At 69.3% G+C, this 17,099-nt stretch carries 17 protein-coding genes and 1 riboswitch; of the genes, 10 read left to right on the top strand and 7 right to left on the bottom strand.

Features of this window, described 5'->3' with window-relative positions:
* A partial coding sequence (locus HNV26_RS38005) for a hypothetical protein (protein ID WP_216612952.1) occupies positions 1-263 on the bottom strand: 263 nt, incomplete at its 3' end.
* Here HNV26_RS38005 and HNV26_RS32980 point away from each other — a divergent pair.
* The 5 genes from HNV26_RS32980 (at position 258) to HNV26_RS32960 (ending at position 6,244) form a co-directional block, all read left to right on the top strand.
* Complete coding sequence (locus tag HNV26_RS32980; RefSeq protein WP_171444980.1) at positions 258-527, top strand: hypothetical protein; 270 nt, start codon at positions 258-260, stop codon at positions 525-527. The genes HNV26_RS38005 and HNV26_RS32980 overlap by 6 nt on opposite strands.
* The gene (locus HNV26_RS32975; RefSeq protein WP_171444979.1) at positions 528-2,090 is read left to right on the top strand and encodes an efflux RND transporter periplasmic adaptor subunit; all 1,563 of its coding nucleotides are present in this window, start codon (positions 528-530) and stop codon (positions 2,088-2,090) included. It abuts the gene before it with no gap.
* A gap of 5 nt (positions 2,091-2,095) precedes the next feature.
* Positions 2,096-5,179: an efflux RND transporter permease subunit gene (locus tag HNV26_RS32970; protein WP_171444978.1), complete on the top strand. Its 3,084-nt coding sequence runs from the start codon at positions 2,096-2,098 to the stop codon at positions 5,177-5,179.
* Between the two features lie 42 nt (positions 5,180-5,221).
* On the top strand, positions 5,222-5,491 hold the full coding sequence (locus HNV26_RS32965) for a DUF2277 domain-containing protein (protein ID WP_171444977.1): 270 nt from the start codon (positions 5,222-5,224) through the stop codon (positions 5,489-5,491).
* Between the two features lie 66 nt (positions 5,492-5,557).
* Positions 5,558-6,244: a cysteine hydrolase family protein gene (locus HNV26_RS32960; RefSeq protein WP_171444976.1), complete on the top strand. Its 687-nt coding sequence runs from the start codon at positions 5,558-5,560 to the stop codon at positions 6,242-6,244.
* Between the two features lie 38 nt (positions 6,245-6,282).
* On the opposite strand, the gene HNV26_RS32955 is transcribed toward HNV26_RS32960, so the two are convergent.
* From HNV26_RS32955 to sugE, 3 genes are all read right to left on the bottom strand, one after another.
* Complete coding sequence (locus tag HNV26_RS32955; RefSeq protein WP_171444975.1) at positions 6,283-7,815, bottom strand: methyl-accepting chemotaxis protein; 1,533 nt, start codon at positions 7,813-7,815, stop codon at positions 6,283-6,285.
* Between the two features lie 304 nt (positions 7,816-8,119).
* Complete coding sequence (locus tag HNV26_RS32950; protein ID WP_171444974.1) at positions 8,120-9,319, bottom strand: MBL fold metallo-hydrolase; 1,200 nt, start codon at positions 9,317-9,319, stop codon at positions 8,120-8,122.
* A gap of 61 nt (positions 9,320-9,380) precedes the next feature.
* The gene (sugE, locus tag HNV26_RS32945; RefSeq protein ID WP_171444973.1) at positions 9,381-9,701 is read right to left on the bottom strand and encodes a quaternary ammonium compound efflux SMR transporter SugE; all 321 of its coding nucleotides are present in this window, start codon (positions 9,699-9,701) and stop codon (positions 9,381-9,383) included.
* A gap of 17 nt (positions 9,702-9,718) precedes the next feature.
* Positions 9,719-9,782, bottom strand: a riboswitch (guanidine-III (ykkC-III) riboswitch).
* Between the two features lie 207 nt (positions 9,783-9,989).
* Here sugE and HNV26_RS32940 point away from each other — a divergent pair.
* Positions 9,990-10,607, top strand: coding sequence for a hypothetical protein (locus tag HNV26_RS32940; RefSeq protein ID WP_171444972.1), 618 nt, complete (start codon positions 9,990-9,992; stop codon positions 10,605-10,607).
* Between the two features lie 41 nt (positions 10,608-10,648).
* Here the strand turns inward: HNV26_RS32940 and HNV26_RS32935 are convergent, their stop codons facing one another.
* Positions 10,649-11,791 (bottom strand): hypothetical protein, encoded by a 1,143-nt coding sequence (locus HNV26_RS32935; RefSeq protein WP_216612951.1) that lies wholly within the window; start codon positions 11,789-11,791, stop codon positions 10,649-10,651.
* A 194-nt stretch (positions 11,792-11,985) separates the two neighbouring features.
* Between HNV26_RS32935 and HNV26_RS32930 the strand changes: the two genes are divergently transcribed.
* Both HNV26_RS32930 and HNV26_RS32925 read left to right on the top strand, forming a co-directional pair.
* Complete coding sequence (locus HNV26_RS32930) at positions 11,986-12,990, top strand: formylglycine-generating enzyme family protein (protein WP_171444970.1); 1,005 nt, start codon at positions 11,986-11,988, stop codon at positions 12,988-12,990.
* A gap of 87 nt (positions 12,991-13,077) precedes the next feature.
* The gene (locus HNV26_RS32925) at positions 13,078-13,968 is read left to right on the top strand and encodes a GNAT family N-acetyltransferase (RefSeq protein ID WP_171444969.1); all 891 of its coding nucleotides are present in this window, start codon (positions 13,078-13,080) and stop codon (positions 13,966-13,968) included.
* 40 nt (positions 13,969-14,008) lie between these two features.
* Here HNV26_RS32925 and HNV26_RS32920 read toward each other — a convergent pair whose 3' ends face one another.
* Together HNV26_RS32920 and HNV26_RS32915 are read right to left on the bottom strand one after the other, a co-directional pair.
* Positions 14,009-14,608, bottom strand: a complete 600-nt coding sequence (locus HNV26_RS32920) for a YdeI/OmpD-associated family protein (RefSeq protein WP_366817078.1) — start codon at positions 14,606-14,608, stop codon at positions 14,009-14,011.
* A complete protein-coding gene (locus tag HNV26_RS32915; RefSeq protein WP_171444968.1) occupies positions 14,595-15,023 on the bottom strand; it encodes a VOC family protein in 429 nt (142 codons plus the stop codon). The genes HNV26_RS32920 and HNV26_RS32915 overlap by 14 nt, the downstream gene beginning before the upstream one ends.
* A gap of 76 nt (positions 15,024-15,099) precedes the next feature.
* Here HNV26_RS32915 and HNV26_RS32910 point away from each other — a divergent pair, with 76 nt between their 5' ends.
* Both HNV26_RS32910 and HNV26_RS32905 read left to right on the top strand, forming a co-directional pair.
* Entirely contained in the window at positions 15,100-15,819 is a 720-nt protein-coding gene (locus tag HNV26_RS32910; RefSeq protein ID WP_171444967.1) for a helix-turn-helix transcriptional regulator, read from the top strand.
* Between the two features lie 144 nt (positions 15,820-15,963).
* Positions 15,964-17,099: DUF4082 domain-containing protein (locus tag HNV26_RS32905; RefSeq protein ID WP_171452947.1), on the top strand; the 1,136-nt coding region annotated here is incomplete at its 3' end.

The following is a 17,099-nucleotide window of genomic DNA, read 5'->3' as shown; positions in this document are numbered from 1 at the left end:
CGTCTCATCCCGCCGCCCCGGCCGCTGCCCATCCCCTCGCGCGTCGTTGAGCCCACGCTCTCCGGCGTGGGGACCGACATCTTCCAGCCGCCCAGAGCCTGACGCCGCCCTTCACGGGAGACGTGTGTCTTGTGAGCGCCGTGGCCGGACGTGCGCGAACGTCCTCCCGCTCCGCCCAAGCCCTGTCCGACCTTCCCGCGCACCTTCGCGCGGGCCACCACCGCCGTGGGCTCGCGCCCCGGCAGGAGCGCCTCATCATGCACTCGCTGCGTACGCTGTCCGTCGTCCTGTCCCTGTTCGCCGCTCCCGTCCTGGCCGACGGCAGCAAGCCCGCCCAGCAGCCCCAGACGGCCGGGGCCGAGAAGCCGCGCTGCGAGCACGGCGTCCAGAAGAGCCTCTGTGCCCGCTGCAACCCGAAGCTGGCCCCCGTCTTCAAGGCCAAGGGTGACTGGTGCCCCGAGCACGCGCGGCCCGAATCCCAGTGCGTCCTCTGCAACCCGGAACTCTCCAAGAAGGGCGTGAAGTAGATGCGTGCCTCCCGAGTCGGCCCCAGCGTCCTGGCGGTGCTGCTGGCACTGAGCGCCGCCAGTTGCAGCCAACAAGCGAGTCCCCCCACGGCGAAGGAGCCTTCATCGGCTCCAGCCGCCTCGGGAGGCACGTCCACCCCGTCCGAGGTCGCGCGCTGTGAGCACCGCGTCCCCGCGGAGCTGTGCACCCGGTGCAACCCCGACCTCATCGACGTCTTCAAGGACCAGGACGACTGGTGCGGTGAGCACGGCGTCCCCGAATCCCAGTGCTTCCAATGCAACCCGGGCCTCACCTTCACCGCGCAGGACACCACCCCCAAGGATTGGTGCAAGGAGCACGCGGTCCCCGAGTCCCGCTGCACCCGATGCAACCCGTCGCTGGTCGCGAAGTTCATCGAAGCTGGTGACTACTGCCGGGAGCACGGCTTCCCGGAGTCCGTCTGCCCGTACTGCCACCCGGAGCTGGTGAAGGCCGCGGGCGCCCAGCCCCCCACCTTCCCCGAGCCGGGCACACGCGTCCGCCTCGCGTCCGCCGAGACGGCCCGCGAGGCTGGCATCCAGACGCGTCGCGCGGTGAAGCGGCCCTTTGCCCGGACCCTGGACGTCGTCGGGCAGCTCGACTTCAACCAGAACCGGCTGGCGCAGCTGTCCGCCCGCAGCGAGGCGCTGATAACGGACGTCCGCGTGGACGTCGGCGACGAGGTGAAGGCGGGCGAGCCACTCGTGCTGGTCACCTCGGGGGCCGTGGGCGCGGACCAGGGGAGACTGGCGGCGGCCCAGGCGCGGCTGACGGTGGCGCGCGCGGGGCTCGAGCGTAAGCAGCAACTGGCCACGAGCGGAATCAGCGCACGAAAAGACGTGGAGACCGCCCAGGCGGAGGTCGCGGCGGCCGAGGCCGAGCGCAATGCCGCCCGCGCGGCGCTCTCCGCCGCGGGCGCCAACGGCCAGGGCCCGCAGGGGACCTATGCCCTGTCAGCACCCTTCGCGGGGACGGTGGTGGCGCGAGACGCCGTTGCCGGACGCCATGCATCCGCTGGACAGCCGCTCATCCAGGTGGCGGACCTGAGCACCATGTGGGCCCTGTTGGAGATTCCGGAGGCGGACGCGGCCCAGGTTCGCGCGGGACAGCGCGTCACCCTCACCTTCGACAGCATGCCCGGACAGACGCGTGACGCCACGCTCACCCGGGTGGGCGCGTCGGTGGACCGGGCCTCCCGCACGGTGCGCGCCCGGGTCGAACTGCCCAACCCCGACGGAGCCCTCAAGGCCGGGCTCTTCCTCAGGGCCCGGGTGCAGGTCGCCCCGGAGCATGAGGCGGTGCTGGTTCCCCACGCGGCCATCCAGCGCGCGGGAGGCCAGACGCTGGTCTTCGTGCGCAAGCAGCCGGGGCTCTACGAGCCCGTCGCGGTGGAGCTGGGCGCCAGCACGCGCGAGGAGGTGGAAATCGTCAAGGGCCTCTCGGCGGGGGTGGAGGTCGTCACCACCGGCGCCTTCCTGCTCAAGACGGAGATTCTCAAGGACTCCATCGGCGCGGGCTGCTGCGAGACGGCGGGAGGCGAGTAGCCGCCATGCTCACCCGGCTCATCGAATGGTCGTTGTCCCACCGCTGGGCCGTCCTCCTGGGAACGGGGGCCCTCGTCGTTTCGGGTCTGCTCGCCTTCCGGGCGCTGCCCATCGACGCCATCCCGGACACGACGCCCACGCAAGTGCAGGTCAACACCGTCGCACCGGCGCTCACGCCCACCGAAGTGGAGCGCCAGCTCACCATCCCCGTGGAGCAGGCGCTCGCGGGTCTGCCTCGCGTCAGCGAGCTGCGCTCCATCTCCAAGTTCGGCCTCTCCCAGGTCACCCTCCAGTTCGAAGACGGAGCCGACCTGTGGTTCGCGCGGCAGCAGGTGTCCGAACGGCTGAGCCGGGTGCAGTTGCCAGCGGGCATCACGCCCCCGACGCTCGGGCCCGTCGCCACCGGCCTGGGCGAGGTCTTCCACTATCTCGTCAAGAGCCAGACGAAGAACCTTGAGGAGCTGCGCACCCTGCACGACTGGGTCATCGCGCCCCAACTGCGCAGCGTGCCGGGCGTGGCGGAGGTGAATGCCTGGGGCGGCGAGGAGAAGCAGTGGCACGTCATCGTAGACCCCCGCCGCATGCAGCAGTTCAACCTGTCCCTCGGAGACATCTACCGGGCGCTGGAGGAGAACAACGCCAACGTCGGGGGCGGCGTGCTCGAGCGGGGCGGCACGGCGACGCTCGTGCTCGGGGTGGGAGTGCTCGCGGACGGTAAAGCCATCGAGGACGTGGTCATCGCGGCGCACCACGGCGTCCCCGTGCGAATCCGGGACGTGGCGCGCGTCGAGGTGGGCCATGAAATCCGGCGCGGCGCCACCACCGCGGATGGCGAGGGCGAGGTCGTGCTGGGCCTGGGCTTCATGCTGGTAGGCGAAAACTCCCACACGGTGACGAAGGCGCTCGCCCAGCGGCTGGAGGACATCCAGCGGACGCTGCCCGAGGACGTGCGCGTGGAGCCCGTCTATGAGCGCACCGAGCTGGTGGACCACGTGCTGCGCACCGTCCGGACCAACCTGCTGGAAGGCGCGTTGCTCGTCATCGCGGTGCTCTTCATCTTCCTGGGCAACTGGCGCGCCGGCCTCATCGTGGCGGCGGCCATTCCGCTGTCGCTCCTGTTCGCCTTCAACGCGATGCTGCGCTTCGGCATCGCCGGCACGCTCATGTCGCTGGGCGCCATCGACTTCGGGCTCGTCGTCGACTCCTCCGTCATCATGGTGGAGAACGCGGAGCGGCGACTCTCCGAGGCCCGGGACGGCCGCTCCCTGCTGGAGGTGGTGCGGGATGCCGCCGTCGAGGTCCGCAAGCCCACGCTCTTCGGCGAGCTCATCATCATGGTGGTCTACCTGCCCATCCTCGCCCTCGAAGGCGTGGAGGGGAAGTTGTTCCGCCCCATGGCCCTCACGGTCATCTTCGCGCTCCTGGGCAGTGCGCTGCTCTCCATGACGCTGATGCCGGTGCTGGCCTCCTTCGCGCTGAAGCGAGGCGGCGGCCCTCACCATGAGCCACGGCTCATGCGCTGGCTCCAACGAATCTACAGGCCCGTCCTCGAATGGGCGCTGGCCCACGCGCGTGTCACCCTGGCCGCCGCCGCGCTCCTCATCGTGGGAGCCACCCTCGCCGCCACGCGCCTCGGCAGCGAGTTCGTCCCCCGCCTGTCCGAAGGCACGCTCGTCATCAACACCGTGCGCCTGGCGGAGGTCTCCCTCTCCGAATCCATCCGCTATGGCAGCCAGATAGAGCGGGTGCTGCTGTCCCGGTTCCCGGACGAGGTGCGACGCGTCTGGACCCGGACCGGCACCGCGGAGGTGGCCACGGACCCCATGGGCGTCGAGCTGTCCGACGTCTTCATCACCCTCGAGCCTCGGGCGCAGTGGAAGCGGGCCACCACCCAGGAGGAGCTGGTGAACGAGATGAAGGCCGAACTGGCGGACCTCCCGGGCATGCGCATGGCCTTCCTCCAGCCCATTGAAATGCGCGTCAACGAGATGATCGCGGGCGTGCGAAGCGACGTCGGCATCAAGCTCTTCGGGGATGACCTCGACGTGCTCAAGGCCAAGGCCCGCGAGTTGGAGACCCTGGTGAAGGCCATTCCCGGCGCCGCCGACGTCACCGTGGAGCAGGTGACGGGCCAGCCCGTGCTGGAAGTCACGGTGGACCGGGCGGCGGTGGCCCGTTACGGGATTCCCGCCCGCTCCGTCCTCGACGTCGTGGAAGCAGTGGGCACGCGCATCGTCGGCGAGGTGCGCGAAGGCGAGCGGCGCTTCGACCTGGCCGTGCGCCTCTCCGAGGAGTACCGCGAAGAGCCCACGAAGCTCGCCACCATCCCCGTGGCCGCGCCCGGCGGCGAGCGCGTTCCCCTGGGACGGCTGACGACCATGAAGGAGACGTCCGGCCCCACCACCATCCAGCGCGAGTGGGGCAAGCGGCGGCTGGTGGTCCAGGCCAACGTGCGAGAACGCGACCTCGGCGGCTTCGTCGCGGAGGTCCGCCGAACTCTCGATGAGAGGCTGGAGCTGCCCGCGGGCTACTACGTCCGCTACGGCGGTCAGTTCGAACACCTCGAACGCGCACAGACGCGCCTGCTCATCGTGGTGCCCGTCGCGCTGGCGCTCATCTTCCTGCTGCTCTACCTCACCTATCAGCGCGTCCTGGACGCCGTGCGCATCTTCGCGGGCGTCCCCTTCGCGCTCGTGGGCGGCGTGCTCGCGCTTCTGCTGCGGGGCCTGCCCTTCTCCATCTCCGCCGCCGTGGGCTTCATCGCCCTGTCCGGCGTCTCGGTCCTGGGGGACATGGTGCTCGTCTCACGGGTCCGCGCCTTGCTGGAGCAAGGCCAGGCCCTGGGCGAAGCCATCCGCCAGGCGGCCGTGTCCCGGCTGCGGCCCGTGCTGATGACCGCCGCGGTGGCCGCCATCGGCTTCGTGCCCATGGCGCTCAACACCGGCGTCGGCGCGGAGGTCCAGCGGCCCCTGGCCACGGTCGTCATTGGAGGCATCCTGTCGTCCACCCTGCTCACCCTCGTGGTGCTCCCAGTCCTCTACTCGGTCTTCGGCGCCGGGAAGGACACGCCCACGACGAGGACGCCGTGATGCGCAATGGCCTGTTTTCCGGACTCGCTCTACCCTGAGGGCATGTGCCGGAACATCAAGCCCCTGTTCAACTTCGCGCCTCCCGCCACCGATGCCGACATCCGCGCGGCGGCGCTTCAGTTCGTCCGGAAGATCGCCGGGACGCGGACGCCGTCGAAGCAGAACACCGACGCCTTCGAGGTCGCCGTCGAGGAGATCTTCCAGAGCTCGAAGCGCATGCTCGAAGGGCTGGTGGCCACCACGCCGCCCAAGGACAGGGCCCGCTTCGAGGCCATGAAGCGCCTGCGCTACAAGAAGGCGGAGTCCCGCTGACGAAGGTGACTCGCCGTTCCCCGGGGCCGTGCTTACCCTTCCGCGCAGCAGCCTCCGGAAGACGGGGTGGATGTGACGCGGAAGGCCAGAACCACGAAGCCACGGCAGCGGCTGTCAGCGGGGAAACGCTCCGACACGGCCCTGCTCATCATCGACGTCATCAACGACCTGGACTTCCCCGGCGGGGAGAAGGTCCTCCCGTGGGCGCTGCGCATGGTGGAGCGCCTGGGCCCCTTCGCGGCCAGGATGCGGCGGGCCGGCGTCCCTGTCATCTACGTCAACGACAACTTCGGGTACTGGCGCAGCAACTTCCGCGACACCTACGCCCATTGCACCCGCCAAGGGAGCCGGGGCCGGAACATCGCCCGGGCCCTCAAGCCGGAGCCGGACGACTACTTCATCCTCAAGCCCAAGCACTCGGCCTTCTTCGCCACCTCCCTGGTGCCCTTGTTGGAGCATCTGGGCACGCGGAAGCTCATCCTCGCGGGGCTGGCCACCAACCTGTGCATCTTCTTCAGCGCCCATGACGCGCACATGCACGAATACCAGCTCACGGTGCTGAGCGACTGCTGCGCGGCGGAGAGCGACGACGACCATGACCTGACGCTCTCCCAGCTCCAGCGCTTCCTCCATGTGCGCGTCTGCCGGAGCGATGAGGTGCGTCTGGGCGCGAAGCGCCGCCGCGTCTCAGCGAAACGCTCCCGCGCCACGAAACACGCGCCACGAAAGAAGGCCGCTCCGTCCGCGTCGTAGCGGTCGAAGAAGCGCACCGCTTCTCCAGCGCGGCGACGTCAGACGTCGTAGGCGCGGACGACCTGGGAGACGCGCTCGGAGAGCATCTTCAAGGACATGGCGGAGTCACTGGTCGTGGAGATGCGGGACACGGTGTCCGTCATCAGGGTGTTCAGCTCGTTGACCGCGGTGAAGATCTGCTCGATTCCCGTGGCCTGCTGGCTGACCGTCCGCGCGATCTGCCGCGCCGCCGCGGTGCTGTCCTCCACGATGGCGGTGAGCTCCTTCAGCGTCTCGCCGGACGTGCGGACCTGCGCCAGCCCCGCCTCCATGCGCTCGGTGCCTTCGACGGTGATCTCCACCGTGCCGATGATGGCCTGATTGATGTCCTGGAGGATGCGCCGCACCTGGTTGGTGGCGCGAATGGACTGGTCCGCCAGCGCGCGAATCTCCTTCGCCACCACGACGAAGCCCTTGCCGTGCTCCCCGGAGCGCGCCGCTTCGATGGCGGCGTTGACGGCCAGCAGGTGGGACTGGTCCGCCAGGTCCTTCACCGTCTCGGTGATGCCGCTGATCTGCCGGGTCCGCTCGCCCAGGGAGGTGATGCGCGCGGCGATCTCCGCCACCTGGTTGCGCACCTCCTCCATGCCGTCGATGCTCGCCGAGACGGCCTCTTCGCCGGTGCGGCTCAGCTGCTCGGCGCGCTCGGCCACCTGGATGACGGACTCCGCGGAGCCCGACGCCAGCATCGCCGTCTGGCGAATCTCCTGCGCCGTCACCTGCGTCTCCTGCAGCGCGGCCGCGTGGCGCGTCACCATCTCATTCTGCTGCTCCGCCGACTCCGTCAGCCCCGACACCGAGTCACTCAGCAGCTCCGTGGAGGACTGGAGCTGATGCAGCAGCTCCTTCAGCTTGCCCACCAGCATGCCCACGGCCCGCGCGAGCTGCCCCACCTCGTCATCCGAGTCGATGCGAATGGTCTGCCGCAGGTCGCCGCGCTCGGCGATATGGCGAACCGCGGAGGAGAGCTGGTTCAGGGGCGACACGATGGCGCGGCTGACCAGGAAGGCCGCCGCGGTGAAGACGAGCAGCGCGACCAGCACGGTGATGCCCACGTTCGCCAGCGCCCCCTCGACGAGCCCACGCGCATGGGTGCGGTCGAAGCCCACGTGGACCCAGCCCGCGTCACCCGGAACCGGCGCCATCAGGTCCTGCAGCTCCGTGTCCCCATCCCGCAGGACGAGCCCTTCCTCGGAAGACCTCAACTGCTCGCGGGCGTCCCGTAGCATCTGTGCCTTCTCACCGGCCACGCCCACCAACGTCCCACCCGCGTCGAACGCGGCGACGTAGGCCGCCCCACCATGCCGAGCCACGGCCTCCAGCGTCTGCTGGACCTCGTCGTGCGCGCTCCGCTTCATGCCGTCCGCCACCGCGGCGGCGAGCACCGTAGGCAGCGCGCCGCTCAGCTCCCGCCCCTGCGCCTCGAAGGCCTCCTGGAGCCGCGGCACGGTGTAGCCCTGAGAGAGAAGGACAAACAGGAGCGCCACGATGATGGGCGCCAGGGTGATTTTATGGGTGAGTGAGAGTCGCATCCGGCCGTGCCCGATCCGGGCTCAAAACGGGAAATGATGCTTCATCTGACAATCCAGGCGCGTCGCATTGTGGGCGCCAGCGTGCGGGGGTGCAATCCCTCGGGAACCCCTTACTCCGCGGACACGGGCGACTGCTTTCCCAGCGCAAATTCACGCCGGGCATGGACGTCACCCACCACAACTCGGCATTGAAACCAGCGTCAGCGCGTGGCCCCGAACCGCAAGAGGGGTACCCCACGTCGAACCCGAGGGAGACCTGTCCGCCCGTCTCCATCCTCGTGCCCTCCGCCGCCACTGGGATACATCAAGGCGCGTCGCCAGCGACAGCAGCGGTCTGCACCGTGCTCCACCACGCCGTGTCCGCCCGCTCCCGCGTCGGCTCCACGGGGCGGCCCAGGACGGGCGTGAGCAGACTCACGCCCCGCTCGCGCGCCCCGGCCGTCAGCTCGTTCGCGGGCGCATCCCAGGCGTGCAGCGCCAGGCTGAACGTCCCCCAGTGGATGGGCAGCAAGGTGCGCCCCCGCACCATCTCATGCGCCTTCAGCGCCTGCTGCGGCCCCAGGTGGATGCTTCCCCAAGAGGGATGGAAGGCGCCCACCTCGAACATGGTGACGTCGAACGGACCGAAGCGGCGCCCCACCTCCGCGAACTCCTCCGTCAGCCCCGTGTCCCCGCTGAAGAAGACCCGATGCCGCGGGCCCAGCAGCGTCCACGACGTCCAGGACGTGCTGTTGCGGTCCGTCAGGCCCCGGCCAGAGAAGTGCTGCGCGGGCGTGGCCACCATGCGCAGGCGGCCCTCCCCCTCCCCCAGCGACACCTCCTGCCACCAGTCCAGCTCCACCACGCGCTCCGCCGGCACGCCCCACTTCTCCAGGTGCGCCCCCACGCCCAGCGGCGCGTAGAACGTCACCTGACGCGGCACCAGCGCCCGGATGGTGGGCATGTCCAGGTGGTCGTAGTGGTCATGCGACAGCAGCACCGCGTCCACCTCTGGCAGCGCGTCCAACGGAAGCGGAGGCGGATGGAACCGCTTCGGTCCAGCGATGGTGGACGGCGACGCGCGCTCGCTCCAGATGGGGTCTGTGAGAATGCGGAAGCCGTCAATCTCTACCAGCAGCGTGGAGTGGCCCAGCCACGTCACGCGCAGGCCGCTCTCCGGCTGCTTCGCCAGCGCCGCGGCCACATCCCGTTCCATGGGCAGCGCGGACGGCGGCGTGCGCTGCTGGGTGCCGAAGAGCATCTCCTTCAACGTGCCCCAGTCCGGCCCATTCTGCGGCAGCCTGGCACCGGCGGTGTTGATGAAGATGCCGGCCTGGTAGCGCGACGATGCCTTCATCCGCTCCAGGCGTGCCCCATCCGCCCGCGCCCCGAAAGACTGGAGGCCGTCCGTCGTCGTCCACGTGAGGAGGGCACCCACGCCCGCGCCCAGCCCCATCACGCCCAGGGCATACCGCCACAGGCCCCGCCGCTTCGGACGACCTCCACCCAGGAACGCATCGCGCATGACCCCCACGTGTAGCGCTGCCTTCAAGGCAGCGCCCGGGAAATCAGCACCGAAGAGCCACCTACTGGCCGCTGGTGACCTTCAAGCCCACGATGGAGGTGAGGAGCAACACCAGGAAGAAGACGCGCGCGGGCGTGGCCGGCTCATTGAAGAGCACGATGCCCATGATGGCCGCGCCCACGGCGCCAATGCCGACCCAAACACCATAGGCCGTGCCAATGGGCAGGTTCTTCGCGGCGATCCCCAGGAGCACCATGCTGGCGACGATGGCACCGCCCGTGAGGACGCTTGGTACCAGCCTAGTGAAGCCCTCGGTGTACTTGAGACCGATGGCCCAACCAACCTCGAGCAACCCTGCGATGACGAGTAGAATCCAGGACATGACGTACGACTCCCGTTGTCGCGTCGTCTTGTCCTGACCGGGTACGGCGCGCCTCGTCCGGGCCAGACACCCTCACGATGAGGCCACTGGCGCCCCCCTCTATAAAGCCACGCGATTCCCGTTTCAACCCGGCCGGTCCATGCCGCCGCCCCAGGTGGGGTGTCCGGCGGTGGGACACAGGCACGCTTGGGAGGGCTCGCGGAGATGCCTTGCCGGCTCGGCTTGTAGCGGCCTGTCCGCGGCCCCAGCTTCCTGGCGGAACAATCCCATCTGTTGGAGGCGCTCGAAATGAAACGAATCCAAGCTCTGGCCATCGCGGGCGCGTTGTGCGGAGGCACGGCGCTGGCCAAGGACAAGCCCGACATGCGCGGGCTCACCGTCACCGTGGGCGGCGGCGTGGAGGGCTACAGCGGTGGGCTGGCCCCCCGAATCGATCCGGGCGCGGCGTACGGCGCCACGGCCACGCTCAAACCATCCACCGTGCTGGGCATCGAGCTGGGCTACACCGGCGCCATCAACAAGCTCGACCGGCGCGGCCTGGAGGGACTGGCGCGAAACCCGGACATCGTCCGCAACGGCGGTCAGGCCGTGGCCACCATCGGCCTGACGGCGAGCCCCGTTCAGCCATACCTCCTCGGCGGCCTCGGAATGAACTGGTACAACGTCCGCCGCGGCGCGGAAGCGCTGGGCTACCGCGACGACACCGCTGGCGCCGTGCCGCTGGGCGCGGGGCTGCGCTTCTACACCGGCTCCTTCACCGCGGACCTGCGGGCCAACTACAACCTCCTCTTCAATCAGGAGCTCGTCCCCACGCTGCCGCCCGCGAAGGAGCAGCCCCTGACAGAGGTCACGTTCGCGGGAGGCTCCAGCTACAACGCCACGCTGAACGTCGGCGCCACGTTCTGAGCGCATCGGCATGACCGGGCCCGGAGCCCTCTGGGCCCGCGTCACCTCAAGCCATCGTGGATGAACTTGAGGACGGAGATGAACTGCCGGTCCATCACCAGCAACATGACCAGTGGCGCCATCGCCGCCCCCACCACGGCCAGTAGGGCCATCTTGTCCCAGAGCAACAGGCGCATCTTCCGCGCCAGCGTGAAGGCCGTGCCGATATCCGCCAGCGAGGACATCTCCGGCGCGCCCAGCAGCTCCGGCTCCGGTCCGCCCCGGAACCACTTGCGTTCGAACTGCCGCGAGTGCTTGGCCGCGACCTTCGAGAAGTCCTCGTCACCGATCCGCTTCGCCCGCACGAGCTGGGGCACGAAGAAGCTCATCGGCCCGAACACCAGCACCACCGCGCCGGCCGCGATGACCACCAGCGGAATCACGTAGGCCGCTGGGTTGGCCGACAGGTCCTTGGGTTCCACCCGGGACGTGTATGCCGCCACCACCACGGCCAGGGAGAACACCACGGGCGAAAAGCTGGCCTGGCAGACAGGCAGGAACCCGAGCCCGCCCATCATGTCCGGATGTGTCGGAACCAGGGTCAACGGCAGACGCGACACACGCAGCAGGAAGGCGGTCCACACCACGCCACGCCAGAGCCACCGGAGCGCCAGGAAACGGAACAGGGGCTGGCTCACGGCGAGGTTCCACCACCCCGCCATGGAGGTCCCATCGCCGCTGAGCGTCCACGCCCGGGTGGGGTCGGCCGGGGTGATGAACGTGATGGAATACGCCAGGATGAGCAGCAGCGCCTCCACGATGTAGCTGTCCCGCCAGCGCATGGCTCGCCGGGCATCCGCCTCGAACGTCTGGAGGCTGCCTGTCGCGACCAGGTTCGAATTGAGGAACTGGCGGACCGCGAAAGCCAGGCGGCCGTCGATGTAGGGCTCCGCGGCGAGGAGCACGGGCAGCGCCACCAGCAACTGCGCATGGACCTGGAGCTCCTTGAACAGGGAGGCCACGGTTGGCCCGTCCGAAGGCAGCGTGAAGAGCAGCAGGGGCAACCAGCCGATCGCCGAGAAGGCCAGCGCCCGCAACACGGGGTCATGTCGCTTGCGCGGACCCCGCCGGAGCCGGCGCTCGGTCTCGAAGAGCAGCCCGCCCTTCACCAGGGAGAATTCGGCAATCGTCGAGTGCGAGTCCATGAGGGCGCCGTCTCCACGGTGGGGCTGCGTCCAGGAACCCACAAGCGCCCCCAGGCCGGGCGACGATCGGCGGGAGCAGGCGCGGACACGAGGCCTACCCCTGAGGGCCGGATTGTTCCGTGCCGCGGGGCCCCCCACGTTTGCTGCCGGGGCACGGCGCGCCCCTCCGTTCTCGCAGGGAAGGAGGCACGCACATGAGCATCGACGTCACCGACGAAGTCCCGGCCCAGGGCGGCCGGCCCCTCGAGGACGGCGCGAGGCAGGAAGCCCGCTCGCTGCCGGGCATGGTCTACATCCCCGGTGGGACGTTCTGGATGGGCTCGGACCATCACTATCCGGAGGAGCGGCCGACGCACCAGGTGACGGTGACGGACTTCTGGATGGACAGCCAACTGGTGACGAACGCGGACTTCGCGCGCTTCGTGGAGGCCACCGGCTATGTCACCGTGGCCGAGCGCCCCTTGAACCCCGACGACTTTCCCGGCGCGAATCCAGCGCTGCTCGTCCCGGGCTCGCTCGTCTTCAAGAAGACGCTCGCTCGCGTGGACCTGCGCGACCTGACGCAGTGGTGGTTCTATACGGCGGGCGCCTGCTGGAAGCACCCCGAGGGCGCGGGCAGCACCTGGCAGGGGCGCGAACAATACCCCGTGGTGCACGTCTGCTTCGAGGACGCGCTCGCCTACGCGAACTGGGCGGGCAAGGCGCTGCCCACCGAGGCGGAATGGGAGTACGCCGCGCGCGGAGGCCTGGACCGGAAGGTCTACGTCTGGGGTGACGAGTTCGCGCCGGGTGGCAGGCTGATGGCCAACACCTGGCAGGGTGAGTTCCCCTGGCAGAACCTGAACACGGACGGCTTCGAGGGCACGTCCCCGGTGGGCAACTTCCCACCGAACGCCTACGGCCTCTTCGACATGGCCGGCAACGTATGGGAGTGGACCTCGGACTGGTACCAGGAGCGGCACGAGGCGAACGGCGGAAAGCCCTGCTGCATCCCCGTCAATCCGCGGGGACCTGCCACGTCGGATCGCAGCCTGGACCCGTGCCTGCCGAAGGTGAAGATTCCCCGGCGCGTCCTCAAGGGCGGCAGCCACCTGTGCGCGCCGAACTACTGCCTGCGCTACCGCCCGGCGGCGCGCTCACCGCAGGCCGTGGACAGCGGCACGTCGCACATCGGGTTCCGCTGCGTCGTCCGCCCCTGAGCCGCCTGGCGCTCCAGGACGAGCCTCCCGAAGCTGGCATCGCCGTCGAGGCTTGCGTCGGTGCCATCCTGGGAGAAGATGGGACCCATGCAGCAGAAAATCACAGGCTTCCACCTCGACCGGGAAGACCACTGGGTGGCTGACCTCGAGTGTGGCCACCGGCAGCACATGCGCCATGACCCGCCCTGGATGGTGCGCCCCTGGATCCTCACCGAGGACGGGAGGCGCAGCCGCCTCGGTGTCGAGCTCGATTGCAAGCGTTGTGACGAAGCAGGGCACGCGGTCGCCGAGGCGGTTCGCGAAGCGCTGCGGACAGTGGCCCTGCGAGCGCATGAGGACGGTGGCCTGAGCGGGCTCTGCGCCGAAGGCCGATGGGAGCTTGCCCTGGACGCGCTCAATGCGGCCGACCTGCGCCCTGCCATCCGGCGCGCGCTCGCCCCTGAGCGTGGGGACAAAGCTCTCGTGAGCGCTCGTATGATTCTCCGCCCCCTCCTCCCTGACGACGCCAGCGCCATTCAGCGCCTGGCGGGTGACCGTGAGGTGGCGGCGAACGCGGCGGGAATCCCACATCCGTTCGAGGACGGCATGGCGGAAGCCTGGATTGCCTCGCTGGATGCACGTTCCCATGTCTTCGCGCTCAGCCATTCCGAGTCTGGCGAGTTCATGGGCCTGGCCGGGCTGGTGGAGGCCGACGTGGAGCACCCTCGCACGGCCGAGCTCTCATACTGGCTCGGCCGCGCGTACTGGGGACAGGGCCTTGGCACGGAGGCAGCCCAGACCCTGGTCCGCTACGGCTTCGAGACGCTCGGGCTGGAGTCCCTCCATGCCAGTTGTTTCTCCCGCAACCCCGGCTCCCGGCGTGTGCTGGAGAAGGCCGGCTTTCGCCACGCTGGCCACCAGGCGCGCGCGCTCCGCCATCTGGGGCAGGACGAGGACCTCGATCGCTTCATCCAGGAGCGGAGCCGCTCGCACCCATGAGCGGATTGACCCTGGTGGGCAGCATGTGCCCCACCCGCGCTCAATCCGCCGCCGCGTCCAGCTCCGCGACGACACGGCGGACCTGACTCGCGCGCCCCTTCTCGGTACGCGCAGTCATCACCTTGAGGATGAGTCCGTACCTCCGCGTCTTGCCAAGCGCCTCGAACACCCGCGCGGCACGCGGGCTCGCAGCCAGCGCCACCGTCAGGCACTCCGGCACCGTGGCGTTCTTCTGGGACGCGTAGGCCGCGTCCCAGCGTCCATCCGCCTTGGCGGCCTCGACCTCGGCGAGCCCCGAGGGCCGCATCCTGCCCGCGCGTAGCAGCGCCTCGACCTTCCTCACATTCACGCAGGACCAGCGGCTGCGCGGCCGGCGCGGGACGTACTTCTGCAGATAGAAGCGGGCATCGAGCGACCTTCGTTGCCCCGAAATCCATCCAAAGCAGAGCCCGACGTCGACTGCCTCGTCATCGGTGAGCGACGGGATGTCCGTCCCTTTCTTCGCCAGCTTCAACCAGACACCAGTTGGAGCATCGGCATGCGTCTGGAGCCAGACCTCGAACTCCGCCGCATTCCGGAACGCAATCACCGGCGCATCCATCGGCGCGCCGCCACGCACCTCCCGCCTAACGCTGGCCACGGGTACCTCCCAGGATGTCCAGGTAGTGACGGTTGAACATGATGCCCAGCACGTTCCCAAAGGGGTCGATGACAGACGCCGTGACGAAGCCGGGGCCACGCTCGGTGATGCCTTCGAGGAGCTGGGCCCCCAGCGAGAGCAACCGTTCGAGCGTGGCGGCGATGTCGTCGACATGCCAGTAGACGACCGTACCGCCCCGCGCCGTGGCGAGCCCCGGCGGAGCAAATCGCCGGTCGATGATGCCCAGCTCATGCTGGTAATCACCGATGCGAAACTCGACGTACCCGGGACCGCGTCCGGCGGCCTCGCTGCTGAAGTAAGGCTCCACGCCGAGCAGCTCCGCGTACCAGCGCGTCGCCGCTCGAAGGTCATCCGCCCAGAGGTTGAAGGTGCACAATCCGCGCAAGGTGTTCATGGGGTTCTCTCGTCTCGTGGCCGCCCGTTCGCGACCCAATGACCATGGCCCCAGAACGTGACAGAATGAGTCACGTTTGAAGCGCGAGCCCGTCACCGACCGCCTGGACCGTGTCCTGGGCCTCCTCGCCTCCCGGCCGTCCTGGACGGCCCCGGAGCTGGCGGAGGAGCTCGGCGTCTGCGTGCGTACCGTCCGACGGGATTTGTCCCGGCTTTCCGCCCGCGGAGTCCCCATCGAGTCGGACCCAGGCCGAGGCGGCGGCATCCGGGTACCGCCCCGGACGGGGCTCGGGCGCGTGCAGCTCAGCGCCCAGGAGCTGCTCGACCTCCTGCTCGCCCTGGCGCTCGCTGAGCGACTCGAGTCCCCGCTCCTGCTCTCGACACTCAAGAGCCTGCGTCAGAAGCTCGCCGCCTCGTTCCCACCGGAGGAGCGCGCACGCGTCGGCAAGCTGCGCCGTCGCATCCTCGTTGGCCCCACGTCACGGAACGTCACCGCGACCTGGAAGCCTCCGCGAGCGGCGGTGCTACGTCCCCTCCAGGAGTCCTTCTTCGAGCAGCGCGCCCTGGAGCTGACGTACCGCTCGAACGACGTGCGCACGGTGCGCATCGTGGAGCCGCACTACCTGCTGCTGAGCTGGCCCGCGTGGTACCTGCTCGTCTGGGACCACTTGCGCGGAGCGGTGCGCATGCTCCGCGTTGACCGCATCGAATCCGCGAGCGTCCAGGCGGCGACGTTCCAGGTGCGGGACTCGGAGTCGATGCTCGCCACCCTCGGCGACATCTTCGCGGCGCTCTGATGCCGACCGCCTCGAAACCAAAAATCGCGGCATGCGGCAATGACTCGCGGACCTACGTCTCGCGTCATTGTCCACGCCAGAGGCAGACAGCAAAATGCCGCCGCTGCTCTGTCTCGTCGTGCCATCCCCCAAGGAAAAGTCCGAATGACACCCTCGAAGCCACGGCCCAACTGGGTCGCGAGGCGCCCACGCGCCCACGCGCTGGCGCTGCTCGCGGCCGTCCTGCTCGCGCTGCCCACCGCCGCGCGCGCACAGCCGACGTACACACTATTCGCCCCCTCCTCCACCCCCGCCGTCCCCTCTGTCACCAATGACTTCGCCCCGGTGGAGTTGGGCGTGAAGTTCCAGTCCGACATCGAGGGAGACATCCTCGGCATCCGCTTCTACAAGGGCCCCGCCAACACCGGCACCCACGTGGGAAGTCTCTGGAGCGCCGCTGGCGCGCGCCTCGCCTTCGCCACCTTCACGTCCGAAACGGCCACCGGCTGGCAGGAGGTGATGTTCGCCACGCCCGTGCGCATCAGCGCCAACACCACGTACGTCGCCTCGTACCACGCGCCTGGCGGCGCCTACGGCTTCACCAGCGCGGGGCTGGCCTCGACCGTGGACGCCCCTCCCCTCCACGCGCTCGCGGGCGCCATCAGCGGCGGCAACGGCGTCTTCACCTACGGCGCCGCGGGCTCCTTCCCCAGCAGCAGCTTCGGCGACTCCAACTACTGGGTGGACGTCGTCTTCCGCCCGGCTGAGCCGGTCACCCTCTGGCCTGTCACCGCCACGCCCGCCGTCGCCTCCGTCGCCAACGACTCCGCCCCCGTGGAGCTCGGCGTGAAGTTCAAGACGAACGTGAGCGGCAACGTGCTGGGCGTCCGCTTCTACAAGGGCGCCGCAAACACCGGCACCCACGTGGGAAGCCTCTGGAGCGCCAACGGGCAACGCCTGGCCTTCGCCACCTTCACCTCCGAGACGGCCACCGGCTGGCAGGAGGTGACGTTCTCCACCCCTGTCGCCATCGCCGCCAACACCACCTACGTCGCCTCGTACCACGCCCCCGCCGGCGCGTACGCCTTCGACAACGGTGGCCTCGCCAGCGGTCAGGACGCCCCGCCCCTCTTCGCGCTGCCCGGCAGCACCAGCGGCGGCAACGGCGTCTTCAGCTACGGCACCGCGGGCTCCTTCCCCATCAACAGCTTCGGCAACTCCAATTACTGGGTGGACGTCGTCTTCCAGGCCACCGGCGCACCGCCCCCGACACAGCCCCCAGACAACACGTTCCGTATCTT

Source organism: Myxococcus xanthus, from assembly GCF_013116825.1.
GTDB lineage: Bacteria > Myxococcota > Myxococcia > Myxococcales > Myxococcaceae > Myxococcus > Myxococcus xanthus_B.
The sequence above is the reverse complement of the archived record's forward strand: the minus strand, read 5'-3'. Positions and strand labels throughout refer to the sequence as shown.